At 60.1% G+C, this 11,261-nt stretch carries 13 protein-coding genes; 5 read left to right on the top strand and 8 right to left on the bottom strand.

Annotated features, from left to right (window positions below; genetic code table 11):
• Positions 1 to 37: 37 nt before the first annotated feature.
• From KI231_RS00120 to KI231_RS00100, 5 genes are all read right to left on the bottom strand, one after another.
• Positions 38 to 772 carry an iron-containing redox enzyme family protein gene (locus KI231_RS00120; RefSeq protein ID WP_213027101.1) on the bottom strand — a complete coding sequence of 245 codons (735 nt, stop codon included), beginning with the start codon at positions 770 to 772 and terminating at the stop codon, positions 38 to 40.
• A complete protein-coding gene (locus KI231_RS00115) occupies positions 750 to 1,418 on the bottom strand; it encodes a GNAT family N-acetyltransferase (protein WP_213027100.1) in 669 nt (222 codons plus the stop codon). The genes KI231_RS00120 and KI231_RS00115 overlap by 23 nt, the downstream gene beginning before the upstream one ends.
• Before the next feature lie 272 nt (positions 1,419 to 1,690).
• The gene (tsaC, locus tag KI231_RS00110) at positions 1,691 to 2,248 is read right to left on the bottom strand and encodes an L-threonylcarbamoyladenylate synthase type 1 TsaC (RefSeq protein WP_103302885.1); all 558 of its coding nucleotides are present in this window, start codon (positions 2,246 to 2,248) and stop codon (positions 1,691 to 1,693) included.
• 55 nt (positions 2,249 to 2,303) lie between these two features.
• The gene (gene dprA / locus KI231_RS00105; protein ID WP_213027099.1) at positions 2,304 to 3,404 is read right to left on the bottom strand and encodes a DNA-processing protein DprA; all 1,101 of its coding nucleotides are present in this window, start codon (positions 3,402 to 3,404) and stop codon (positions 2,304 to 2,306) included.
• 80 nt (positions 3,405 to 3,484) lie between these two features.
• The gene (locus tag KI231_RS00100; RefSeq protein WP_103302883.1) at positions 3,485 to 4,510 is read right to left on the bottom strand and encodes a LysM peptidoglycan-binding domain-containing protein; all 1,026 of its coding nucleotides are present in this window, start codon (positions 4,508 to 4,510) and stop codon (positions 3,485 to 3,487) included.
• Between the two features lie 159 nt (positions 4,511 to 4,669).
• On the opposite strand from KI231_RS00100, the gene def reads away from it, so the two are divergent.
• The 5 genes from def to KI231_RS00075 all read left to right on the top strand — a co-directional run bounded on the left by def (position 4,670) and on the right by KI231_RS00075 (position 9,381).
• A complete protein-coding gene (def, locus tag KI231_RS00095) occupies positions 4,670 to 5,176 on the top strand; it encodes a peptide deformylase (RefSeq protein WP_095191107.1) in 507 nt (168 codons plus the stop codon).
• Positions 5,177 to 5,232: 56 nt separating this feature from the next.
• Positions 5,233 to 6,192, top strand: a complete 960-nt coding sequence (fmt, locus tag KI231_RS00090) for a methionyl-tRNA formyltransferase (RefSeq protein ID WP_213027098.1) — start codon at positions 5,233 to 5,235, stop codon at positions 6,190 to 6,192.
• On the top strand, positions 6,189 to 7,499 hold the full coding sequence (rsmB, locus tag KI231_RS00085; RefSeq protein ID WP_103302881.1) for a 16S rRNA (cytosine(967)-C(5))-methyltransferase RsmB: 1,311 nt from the start codon (positions 6,189 to 6,191) through the stop codon (positions 7,497 to 7,499). Before fmt ends, rsmB begins: the two co-directional genes overlap by 4 nt.
• Before the next feature lie 22 nt (positions 7,500 to 7,521).
• Positions 7,522 to 8,898: a Trk system potassium transporter TrkA gene (gene trkA / locus KI231_RS00080; RefSeq protein ID WP_103302880.1), complete on the top strand. Its 1,377-nt coding sequence runs from the start codon at positions 7,522 to 7,524 to the stop codon at positions 8,896 to 8,898.
• A 168-nt stretch (positions 8,899 to 9,066) separates the two neighbouring features.
• On the top strand, positions 9,067 to 9,381 hold the full coding sequence (locus tag KI231_RS00075; protein ID WP_103302879.1) for a tetratricopeptide repeat protein: 315 nt from the start codon (positions 9,067 to 9,069) through the stop codon (positions 9,379 to 9,381).
• Between the two features lies 1 nt (position 9,382).
• Here the strand turns inward: KI231_RS00075 and KI231_RS00070 are convergent, their stop codons facing one another.
• The 3 genes from KI231_RS00070 to tag all read right to left on the bottom strand — a co-directional run bounded on the left by KI231_RS00070 (position 9,383) and on the right by tag (position 11,217).
• The gene (locus tag KI231_RS00070; protein WP_103302878.1) at positions 9,383 to 9,622 is read right to left on the bottom strand and encodes a pilus assembly protein PilZ; all 240 of its coding nucleotides are present in this window, start codon (positions 9,620 to 9,622) and stop codon (positions 9,383 to 9,385) included.
• Positions 9,623 to 9,730: 108 nt separating this feature from the next.
• A complete protein-coding gene (locus tag KI231_RS00065; RefSeq protein WP_213027097.1) occupies positions 9,731 to 10,618 on the bottom strand; it encodes a lysophospholipid acyltransferase in 888 nt (295 codons plus the stop codon).
• A 41-nt stretch (positions 10,619 to 10,659) separates the two neighbouring features.
• Positions 10,660 to 11,217 carry a DNA-3-methyladenine glycosylase I gene (gene tag / locus KI231_RS00060; RefSeq protein ID WP_213027096.1) on the bottom strand — a complete coding sequence of 186 codons (558 nt, stop codon included), beginning with the start codon at positions 11,215 to 11,217 and terminating at the stop codon, positions 10,660 to 10,662.
• Between the last annotated feature and the right edge of the window lie 44 nt (positions 11,218 to 11,261).

Below are 11,261 nucleotides of genomic sequence, written 5' to 3'. Positions count from 1 at the left end.
CCTCCCGGCACCCATCGGGGAAATCGCCGCAGGAGCCTCATGAGTCGGCCAGTGCATGGAGAAAGTCATAACGCGGCGCGAGGTCGTTTTGCCAGGCCTCATATTGCTCATAAACGGCTTCAAGCATATTGCCGGTCAGGCGCAAGCTGGTTTCCATCACATTGGCAATGGCGTCCCAGTCGCACTGGCGCTTGCACGTACGTTGCAGGATGACTTTTATTTCGTTGAAGTGTTCGACATCAATATCGGAGTGAGCAACGAAGAACGTCAATTGCGCCGGTTTCAATGACAGCGTTTCGCTCAATTTATTGATTAGCGGCGTGATGAATTGATAGGCATTTTCCGCCCAATAACTGTATCCGAGGCGTTGTAGTGGATTACCGGTGAACGATATCCAGTACAAATAGGCAATCAATACTTCGGTTGCCGGAAGTGCCGGGGGTATATCGAAACTCTCATTCTTGAGTCCAAGACTCATGACATCATGCAGGGCCATTTTTTCATGACCTACTTCTTGCGCTGCGTGCTCAAAACAGAACTTTGCATAGACCGGGTTATCGGCATGACGCACACCGACCAGTCCCTGGTTTCGCGCATTGTGCGCGGTGTAGTGAAAGGTTTCGATCATGTAAATCGCATATAAGGCATTGGACACACGACCTTCACGTATGGCTTTTACCAAGCGAGAACCATTGAGTATCTCGGCCCATGCTTTTTCGATTCGGTTATCAAGCTGGATCAACTGTTGTTCAAAGCTGAGTGGCGCATTCATTGTGGTGCTCCGGTTGGTCTACGGTGGCGTGGTCAGGTTGTTGTACAGCCGCAAGGATCTGCTGCCATTGCGCGGACAGCAGCCAGTAGCCACCGCGAGCGCGTTGCTCGATTTGCAGGGCGTCGGAGGTGATCGGTGTCAGGCCGAATCGCTGGAACAGTCGCCGTTGCGGCGTTCGGCACAAGGCAGTGACGCCTTGATATCCATGGTTGATTGCCCACGCTGTGGCGGCTGCCAGCAGGCAGTTGATCGGCACGGGCAGATGGGTTCGCGAGTGAGTAATCAAGCGGCTGAACTCGACATGGCGCGACAACGCCATGGTGGGAGAAACATGCCGATGCGCCAGTGACGCCCACTCGAACGGCGCAGGCGTTACCCTTAATACCGCCACAAGGTGGTCATGCTGATAAAGCAGGAAGTGCGTACTGCGCGACGTGATCCCGAGCCGCTTTTCAAGCATCCGGGCCCGGGAGGTCAGCATGTAATGTTGCAATCGCAGGCGAAACTGCCGACCAATGAATCGTTCAAACTCTTGCGTATCTGAACCCGCATCAAGAGTAACGACGCGACAATCTTCATGGCGACTGCTCAAAGTTGCCTGAAGTGACTGCAGATAATCCATGAGTTGCAAATCCGTAGTATCCATTCCTTCTCCGCAGACGTTGACTTATCGAAGTTTCCTTGGCGCATTGGAATAATGGATGCTTTTAGAAATATCGCCACTGCGCGACTTCTGATAATGACGTGGGAAAAGTTACTGAAAATGAATACTTACCGATTATTCTTACGCGTATGGAAAAGAACAAAACAACGAAGTGTTTAACTCGGTTAATTACTTGAAGGATAAATCGCAGACATGCGTAGTACTCCTCGCTATAAAAGCCGAAGAGCACTCAATATATGAAGTTCTAAGTGATGTCAGTCGGGACGAATGACATTACCGGTGGCCAGATCACGGATGACACTGGGATTCTTGCGACCGCCCAACTGGCCACCCAGGATCAAATCGATCTGTCCACGGAAATACTGCTCGACCCGCAGCCGCGTACGCGCCGCCGGCCGCCCCTGCGGGTTGGCCGACGTGGAGATCAACGGCCCGACCATCGAGCACAAATCACGCACCTGCGGGTGATCACTGACTCGCAGCGCCACGGTATCGTGCACTCCGGTGACCCACTCCGGCAGCAAGTTCTGATGGGGCACCAGCCAGGTATTCGGCCCCGGCCAGGTGCTGGCCATGCGGTCGATCCACTCTTGCGGGAAGTCTTCGAACAGGAAGTCGAACTGGCGAATGTTGTCGGCGACCAGAATCAGTCCCTTGTCGACCGAGCGATTCTTGATCGCCAGCAGCCGATCCACCGCGTCTTCGTTCCACGGGTCGCAACCCAGCCCCCAGACGGCTTCGGTTGGATAGGCAATCACCGCCCCGGCGCGAATCTCTCGTGCGGCTTGTTGCACACGCCAACTGTTGACCATGAAAAAACTCTCCACAAACAGGTTTCGCGCAGTTTACCGATCTTCCTTGTAAAACCTAGCTCACCCGCGCAAACCAGCGGCCGTTTTCACTCACGGCGCGGCCATCCATTTCCAGTTCGGTAAGGGCCGCCAGGACTTTGGGCAAAGCCCAGCCACTGCTGTCGGCCAGTGCCTCACTGGTGTGCGGCGCCGCGTGAAGCAGAGCAAGCAACGGATGATCGGGTTTCGACGTTTCTGCGCAGTGCGGCAGATGCTGCCAGCCACGCAGGGCTTCGAGGATATGTTCGATGGTTTCCACCAGCACCGCGCCGTCGCGGATCAACTGGTGGCAACCGCGCGCGCCGGGGTGATGGATCGACCCGGGAATGGCGTAAACCTCTCGCCCCTGTTCGGCCGCCAGCCGTGCGGTGATCAACGAGCCACTGGCAACACTCGCCTCAACCACCAGCACACCCAGGGACAAACCACTGATGATCCGGTTGCGTCGCGGAAAGTTGCTCGCTCTCGGCCCGGCGTCCAGCGGAAACTCTGAAAGCACCGCGCTGCCGGAGGCGATCATCGCCTCAGCCAGCCGCCGATTGCGCTGTGGATAAAACTTTTCCAGACCGGTGCCCAACACTCCGACCGTGAGCCCGCCGACATCCAGCGCCGCCTGGTGCGCCGCCGCATCAATCCCCAAGGCCAGGCCGCTGGTGATGACAAAACCGGCCCCTGCCAGGCTGCGGGAAAACGCTGCGGCGGTGTCCATTCCCGGCCGCGAAGCACTGCGGCTGCCGACCATTGCCAGTTGCGGCTTTTCCAGAATCAGCGGATCTCCGGCCACGAACAGCAGCGGTGGCGGATCGGCAATCTGCGCCAGAAGCGCCGGATAATCCGCCTGATCCCACATCAGCAAATGTTGTCCCGGCCGCTCTAGCCAGCGCATTGCATGGCTGGCGCCGTCGCGCACCTCGGGACTGCGCCGCGCTTCGGCTGACACCGCCGGTAAACCCAGTGAGCGCCAGGCGCTCGCCGGCGCGCTGATGGCTTTTGACGCCGAGCCGAAGGCTTCGAGCAATTTGGCAAATCGCTTCGGACCGATTTCCGGCAAGCGATGCAGGCGCAGGCGCGCTTCCAGTTCCGCAGGGGAAACCGGCGTACAGACAGACAGCGTCATGGATCATCCTTGATCGTTATAAGCCCCGAACTATTCGGAACAAGCTGTGGATAACTCTGTTGGTAACTTGTGAAGCATGCTTACGGATTTCGCACCTTGTCGAGCACCGCCAGCGAGCGCGATGCATTGAGCACGAGGCCGTAACTGAGTTTGTCGTAGGTGCGGAACACCATCAGCAATCCTGCCCGTTCGTCGGGGATTTTCAGCGGTTGGCCGGTGACCCGGTCGCGGACGGTTTCGCCGGTTTTCATGACCACCAGCACATTGCCCTCGGCGAGCCCGTCGCGTTTGCCCTTGTTCAGGGTGACTACGTCCATCACGCCGATCTGGGTGACGCCGCGTGGCACGTCGATGATCACGCCGTTGATATTGCTGGTCGGTGCGCTGGGCATGAAGGTCGAATTGATCGAGCGCTCCTCGCCGCTGAACAAGCGGTCACCGAGGCGCACTTCCTGAGTGGTGCGTTGCAGGGCGAGGGTGGCGACATCGCCTTCAGTGGCAACGATCTCACCACCGCCGATGTCATCGGCGTTGATCCCCAGGAACTCCTTGGTCTGCGGATCGGTGTAGACCTTGCCCTGGCGGAAGATGCCGTAGACCGGCTGATTCGGGTCGAAATGGCCACGCGCGAAGATCCGGTCGCCGGTGCCGCTGAGCACGCGTTCGGCATCGCCGGCGACGATGTACGGCGCCTTGTCGAAATCCTCGACCTTGTCGACGATGCGGTTGCTCAGCAGAAAGCTGTTGATCGATTTCAGCGGAATGCTCGGAATCGCCTCGGCCACCGGGCTGGTGCGGATACGCGGCGACAGCTTGATGGTGCCGCGTGATTCGCCGCGATTGACGGTCAGGCGCGGCTGGCCATCGACGTAACTGAGCGTCAGCGTGTCGCCGGGATAGATCAGATTGGGGTTTTCGATCTGCGGGTTGGCCCGCCACAGTTGTGGCCACTGCCAGGGCTCGCGCAGGTATTTGCCGGAAATGTCCCAGAGCGTGTCCCCCGAAACCACCGTGTATTGCTGTGGAAAACCATCCCTGAGTTGCACTTGCCCTTGCGCAGCGCCGGCCGAGGCCAACAGCAGCAGGGCGAGTAGTGTTTTCCTCATGCAGCGAATCCCTTTATCATGTGCGTTCGCGTGAACCGTCAGAGCCCCCGTGGCTCGCTAGTGCAAACTGCATTAGCTACGCTTCACAACGGTAGCCTGCATCTTCGGACCTGCCAGGCCATCGACCCGACTTTACTCAATACGTGCAGCAATCAGCCTATGGCCATTTTAAACATCCTCGAATTCCCGGACCCGCGTCTGCGTACTATCGCCAAGCCTGTGGCTGTAGTGGACGACGAAGTGCGTCAGTTGGTCGATGACATGTTTGAAACAATGTATGAAGCGCCGGGCATCGGCCTTGCCGCGACCCAGGTCAACGTGCACAAACGTATCGTCGTGATGGACCTTTCCGAAGACCGCACCGAACCCCGGGTGTTCATCAACCCCGAGTTCGAATCGCTGACCGACGAGATGGATCAGTACCAGGAAGGCTGCCTCTCGGTGCCGGGTTTCTACGAAAACGTCGACCGCCCGCAGAAGGTCAGGATCAAGGCGCTGGACCGCGACGGCAAGCCCTATGAACTGATCGCCGAAGGCCTGCTCGCGGTGTGCATCCAGCACGAATGCGACCACCTCAACGGCAAACTGTTCGTCGATTACCTGTCCACGCTCAAACGCGACCGGATCAAGAAGAAACTGGAAAAGCTGCATCGCCAGAACGCTTGATGCCCTCCTTCAAAGGCTTGCTGCGGCAAGCCTTTTTCTTTTTATGAGACCCCTTCATGACTGAGCCACTGCGCATCGTTTTTGCCGGCACCCCGGAATTCGCCGCCGAACACCTCAAGGCCCTGCTGAACAGCCCTTACGAGATCGTTGCGGTCTACACCCAACCGGATCGTCCGGCCGGTCGCGGACAAAAACTGATGCCGAGCCCGGTTAAACAGCTGGCGCTGGAAAATAATATCCAGGTGTTGCAGCCGCCGACGTTGCGCAACGCTGACGCTCAGGCTGAACTCGCCGCACTGAAGCCGGATTTGATGGTGGTAGTCGCCTACGGCCTGATCCTGCCGCAAGTGGTGCTGGATATTCCGCGCCTGGGCTGCATCAACAGCCACGCGTCGTTGCTGCCGCGCTGGCGCGGCGCGGCGCCGATCCAGCGTGCCGTGGAAGCGGGCGACGCCGAAAGCGGCGTGACCGTGATGCGCATGGAGGCAGGCCTGGATACCGGGCCGATGCTGCTCAAGGTCGTTACGCCAATCACTGCCGAAGACACGGGCGGTACGCTGCATGACCGTCTCGCCGAGATGGGCCCGCCAGCCGTGGTGCAAGCGATCGCGGGCCTCGCAGCCGGGACACTGGAAGGCGAAGTGCAGAATGACGAGCTCGCCACCTACGCACATAAATTGAACAAGGACGAGGCCCGCATCGACTGGAGCCGTCCTGCGGTTGAGCTGGAACGCCTGGTCCGCGCCTTCAACCCATGGCCGATTACCCACAGCACCCTCAACGGTGAGGCGCTGAAAGTGCTGGCGGCGACAATCGCCGACGGTAAAGGCGCGCCGGGCACCATCCTCAGCGCCAGCAAGGACGGCCTTATCGTCGCCTGCGGCGAACAAGCACTGTGCCTGACCCGTCTGCAATTGCCCGGCGGCAAGGCGCTGAACTTCAGCGACCTGTTCAACAGCCGTCGCGAGAAATTCGCTGTTGGCACCGTCCTCGGCGCAGCGGTGGACGCGCAATGAACCCACGTCTGGCCGCCGCCAAGGCACTTGCCGCCGTGCTCAGCGGCAAAGCCTCGCTGAACAGTTCCCTGCCGACGCAACTGGACAAGGTCGAGGACCGCGATCGCGGCTTCACTCAGGATCTGGCGTTCGGCACCGCCCGCTGGCAGCCACGCCTGTCGGCACTGGCAGAAAAACTCCTGCAGAAGCCGTTCAAGGCAGCTGACGCCGATGTCGAGGCGCTGCTGCTGGTCGGCCTCTACCAGTTGCTCTACACCCGCGTGCCAGCCCACGCCGCCATCGGCGAAACCGTGGGTTGCGCCGACAAGCTTAAAAAGCCTTGGGCCAAGGGTCTGCTCAATGCCGTGCTGCGCAACGCCCAGCGCGAAAGCGAAACGATTTTCGCCGAGCTGGAGCGCGATCCGGTAGTGCGCACCGCCCACCCGCGCTGGCTGCAAAAATCCCTCAAAGCGTTTTGGCCGGAACAGTGGGAAGCCATTTGCGCGGCGAATAACGCGCATCCACCGATGATCCTGCGGGTCAACCGCCGCCATCACAGCCGCGACGCCTACCTCGGTCTGCTGACCGACGCCGGAATCGCCGCAACGCCATGTGTCTACAGCCGCGACGGCATCATTCTCGAAGCCGCTGCCGATGTGCGCAGCCTGCCGGGTTTTGCCGAGGGCTGGATCAGCGTGCAGGACGAAGCCGCGCAGTTGGCCGCCGACCTGCTCGATCTGGCGCCAGGGCAACGCGTGCTCGACGCCTGCTGCGCGCCGGGTGGCAAGACCTGCCACATCCTCGAAGCCGAAACGGCGCTGGCCGGCGTGGTGGCAGTAGATCTGGAAGCCAAGCGTCTGGTGCGCGTGAAGGAAAACCTCGAGCGCCTCGGCCTCAACGCCGAACTGATCGCCGCCGACGGTCGCGATACTGAAAAGTGGTGGGACGGCAAACCGTTCCAGCGCATTCTGCTCGACGCGCCGTGCTCGGCCACTGGCGTGATCCGTCGCCATCCGGACATCAAGCTGACCCGTCAGCCAGACGACATCGTCGCCCTCGCACAACTGCAAGGCGAGCTGCTCGACGCCATGTGGAAAACCCTCGAAGTGGGCGGCATCCTGCTTTACGCCACCTGCTCGACGCTGCCGACCGAGAACACCGAGGTGATTGCCGCGTTCCTCGAGCGCACGCCAGGAGCCCGGGAGCTGGATCTGGCCACGACTGCCGGGATCAAACAGCCCCACGGTCGCCAATTGCTGGCCCAGCAGGGCGGGCATGACGGGTTCTACTACGCCAAGCTGATCAAGATCGCTGCCGCGCGCGGCTAAACGGATTCAATGGAGTGACTGGATGAAAATCATCATCCTCGGTGCAGGGCAGGTCGGCGGTTCGCTGGCGGAACATCTGGCCAGCGAAGCCAACGACATCACCGTGGTCGACACCGACGGCGAGCGCCTGCGCGACCTCGGCGACCGCCTCGATATCCGCACCGTGCAGGGCCGTGGCTCGCTGCCATCGGTGCTGCGTCAGGCCGGCGCCGACGACGCCGACATGCTGGTCGCGGTGACCAACAGCGACGAAACCAACATGGTCGCCTGCCAGGTTGCCCACACGCTTTTCCACACGCCGACCAAGATCGCCCGCGTGCGCGAAGCGTCCTACCTCAATCGCGAAGAGCAGCTGTTCCAGAACGAAGCGATTCCGGTCGACGTGCTGATCAGTCCCGAGCAGGTTGTTACCAACTACATCAAGCGCCTTATCCAGCATCCCGGCGCCTTGCAGGTGATCGACTTCGCCGACGGTGCGGCGCAACTGGTGGCAGTGCGCGCCTATTACGGCGGGCCACTGGTAGGCCAGCAACTGCGCCAGTTGCGCGAGCACATGCCGAATGTCGAGACCCGCGTCGCCGCGATTTTCCGCCGCGACCGGCCGATCCTGCCGCAGGGCGACACGGTGATCGAGGCTGATGACGAAGTCTTCTTCATCGCTGCCCGTGAGAATATTCGCGCAGTCATGAGCGAAATGCGTCGTCTCGACGAGACCTACAAGCGCATCGTCATCGCTGGCGGCGGGCAGATCGGCGAACGTCTGGCCGAGGCCATCGAAAGTCGCTACCAGGTGAAAATCATCGAGATGAACCCGGCACGTTGCCGCTATCTCTCCGACACCCTCGACAGCACCGTGGTGTTGCAGGGCAGCGCTTCGGATCGCGATCTGCTGCTGGAAGAGAACATCGCCGATGCAGACATCTTCCTCGCCCTGACCAACGATGACGAAGCCAACATCATGTCGTCGCTGCTGGCGAAACGGCTGGGGGCGAAGAAGGTCATGACGATCATCAACAACCCGGCCTACGTCGACCTGATCCAGGGCGGCGACATCGACATCGCCATCAGCCCGCAACTGGCGACCATCGGCACGCTGCTGGCCCACGTGCGTCGTGGCGATATCGTCAGCGTGCACTCACTGCGCCGCGGTGCGGCGGAGGCCATTGAGGCGATTGCCCACGGTGATGCGAAATCGAGCAAGGTCATCGGCAAGCCGATCGAGAAGATCGGTTTGCCGCCGGGCACCACGATTGGCGCGGTGATCCGCAATGCACAAGTGATCATCGCCCATGACGACACGGTGATCGAGGCGGGCGACCATGTGATTCTGTTCCTTGTGGATAAAAAGCATATTCGCGATGTGGAGAAGCTGTTCCATGTGGGGTTGAGCTTCTTCTGATCCGGATTTTTCAGTGCCTGCACTGGCCCCATCGCTGGCAAGCCAGCTCCCACAGTTTTTTTGGTTGTTCAAAGATGTGATGCACACCAAAGATCCCTGTGGGAGCTGGCTTGCCAGCGATGGCGGCGCCACAGATTTTCCCTGGAACACCAGAAAAGGAATCCACCGATGCTCGAATCCCTGGAAAAAATGCTCGCCAAGGGTGTGGATAACTCCCTGCTGCGCTTCGGCCTCGGCAAGGGTTATCTGGACCTGGGCGAAAACGCCAAGGCCGCCGAGCACTTCGAACGCTGTGTCGGTTTTGATCCGAAGTATTCCGCAGCATGGAAATTGTTGGGCAAGGCGCAACTCGCGCTGGGCGATCACGCCGCCGCACGGCAGGCATGGGAACACGGTCTGGAAGCCGCACGCGCCCATGGCGACAAGCAGGCCGAAAAGGAAATGACGGTGTTTCTGAAGAAGCTCGAGCGTCAGGCGCAGTAAGTCAAAGATAGCGAAGACCGATGCCGTCGGCATCCACCGTCACCACTTCCATCCGCACCCGTGGCGCACCTGTGGGTAAACCCTGCACCTGGCCATAAACCACTGCGCCCTTGGGCAATGACGCCAGACGCGGGTGCTGCACATATACCCCGACAGGCGTCAGATTGCGCGTCTGCCCGAGACATTCGCCGAAGCTGTCGTGGCTGATCTTGATGCGGAAGGATTTGCGTTGTTCGGACATCTTTCTGCGCCCTTCGATGAACGGGGTGTGAATAACCGCAGAAGCCAGATCAAAAGATCGCGGCCTGCGGCAGCTCCTACAAGTTATCCACAGAGTGTGCCAAGTGGGTCAGTACCAGCGCTCTTCGCCCGGCGGACGTTTCTTGAAGCGCTTCATGCTCCACATGTACTGGCTCGGATACGCCGCCACATAGCGCTCGACGACTTTACTCATCGCGGCGCATGACTCGGCGGTATCGGTGCTGTACATGGCCTCGGGCGCCGCTTCGAGGATCACTTTGTAGCCGGAACCATCGGGCAGGCGCAGTGCGTGGAGGAACACGCCGACGGCTTTGCCACCGGCCAACATGTTCGGCACGAATTTGCTGGTCAGTGCCTGAGTGGCGAAGAACGGCACGAAGATCCCGGCGGATTCGGCCGGTTCCGGGTCAGCGGGAATGCCCACTGCACCACCTTTGCGCACTTCCTTGATGACGCTGAGGATGCCTTCCTTGGTGGAGGCAGCGACTTTGTTGCCCAGTTGCACGCGCTGTTTGCGCAGCAATTCATCCACCGCCTTGAGCTTCGGCGGACGGTAGAAAATGATCGGTTTGCACTGGCTGCAATAAAAGTGGTTGAGCACTTCCCAGTTGCCCAGGTGGCTGGTGATGCCGACCACGCCTTTGCCCGAGGCCAGCGCATCCTTGAGGATGTCGAGGCCTTCGACTTCGCGCACCAGATCGATCGAGCGCTGTGCCGGCCAGATCCACGCGCAGGCGCTTTCGGTCAGCGACTTGCCGATGTCTTTCAGGCTCTGCCCGACCAGACGTTCACGCTCGACCGGGTCCATCTGTGGAAAACATTTGGCGAGATTGATCCGCACCACGTCGCGGGAACGGTTGGGGGTTTTCCACATGATCCAGCCAATCGCCGAACCCACGGCCTGCACGGCCCGCCATGGCAGCAGGGCAAACAGCCGCAGAGCGCCTACCAGCAAGGCGCCTTTAAACTTTTCCACAGGTCACTCCTGATCTTTGTGCGGTGCGCGAGGCGGGCATTCTAACCGCCGTTGACGAGCTGCGCGTAGCGGTCGCAATCCTGCGTGTGATCCATGACCATGCCCGAGGCCTGCATCAGCGCGTAGCAAATGGTCGGGCCGACGAACGTAAACCCGGCCTTTTTCAGGCCTTTACTCATCGCCACAGCTTCGGGGGTGATCGCCGGGACTTCGCTGCGATCCTTGAAATGATTGATGATCGGTCGGTCGCCGACGAACGACCAGAGGAACGCCACCGGATCCTCCAGCGCCAGCCAGGCCTGGGCATTGCGCCGGGCGGCGTTGAGTTTGAGACGGTTGCGGATGATCCCCGGATCGAGCATCAATTCGTCGATTTCGGCGTCGCTCATCTGCGCCACGCGCTGTACGTCGAAGTCGAACAACACCTCGCGATAGCGCTCGCGTTTACGCAACACGGTGATCCACGACAGCCCGGCCTGGAACCCTTCGAGCAAAAGCAACTCGAACAAACCCTGCGCATCGCGTAGCGGCGTGCCCCACTCCTGATCGTGATAAGCCATGTACAGCGGATCTTCGGTACACCAAAAGCAGCGTGGCATAAGGCTCCAGGGGTGGAGGTGCGACTGAATCGGGTATACTCCCG

Origin of the sequence: Pseudomonas sp. Seg1 (genome assembly GCF_018326005.1) — a bacterium.
GTDB lineage: Bacteria > Pseudomonadota > Gammaproteobacteria > Pseudomonadales > Pseudomonadaceae > Aquipseudomonas.
This window is presented reverse-complemented; position numbering and strand designations above follow the sequence as displayed.

Excerpts from the sequence above, each read along its gene's own strand:
- tag (WP_213027096.1), bottom strand. The coding sequence starts at position 11,217 with ATGCCACGCTGCTTTTGGTGTACCGAAGATCCGCTGTACATGGCTTAT.
- KI231_RS00100 (WP_103302883.1), bottom strand. The coding sequence starts at position 4,510 with ATGAGGAAAACACTACTCGCCCTGCTGCTGTTGGCCTCGGCCGGCGCT.
- rsmB (WP_103302881.1), top strand. The coding sequence starts at position 6,189 with ATGAACCCACGTCTGGCCGCCGCCAAGGCACTTGCCGCCGTGCTCAGC.
- KI231_RS00075 (WP_103302879.1), top strand. The coding sequence starts at position 9,067 with ATGCTCGAATCCCTGGAAAAAATGCTCGCCAAGGGTGTGGATAACTCC.
- def (WP_095191107.1), top strand. The coding sequence starts at position 4,670 with ATGGCCATTTTAAACATCCTCGAATTCCCGGACCCGCGTCTGCGTACT.
- dprA (WP_213027099.1), bottom strand. The coding sequence starts at position 3,404 with ATGACGCTGTCTGTCTGTACGCCGGTTTCCCCTGCGGAACTGGAAGCG.
- KI231_RS00115 (WP_213027100.1), bottom strand. The coding sequence starts at position 1,418 with ATGGATACTACGGATTTGCAACTCATGGATTATCTGCAGTCACTTCAG.
- trkA (WP_103302880.1), top strand. The coding sequence starts at position 7,522 with ATGAAAATCATCATCCTCGGTGCAGGGCAGGTCGGCGGTTCGCTGGCG.
- KI231_RS00070 (WP_103302878.1), bottom strand. The coding sequence starts at position 9,622 with ATGTCCGAACAACGCAAATCCTTCCGCATCAAGATCAGCCACGACAGC.
- tsaC (WP_103302885.1), bottom strand. The coding sequence starts at position 2,248 with ATGGTCAACAGTTGGCGTGTGCAACAAGCCGCACGAGAGATTCGCGCC.
- KI231_RS00120 (WP_213027101.1), bottom strand. The coding sequence starts at position 772 with ATGAATGCGCCACTCAGCTTTGAACAACAGTTGATCCAGCTTGATAAC.
- fmt (WP_213027098.1), top strand. The coding sequence starts at position 5,233 with ATGACTGAGCCACTGCGCATCGTTTTTGCCGGCACCCCGGAATTCGCC.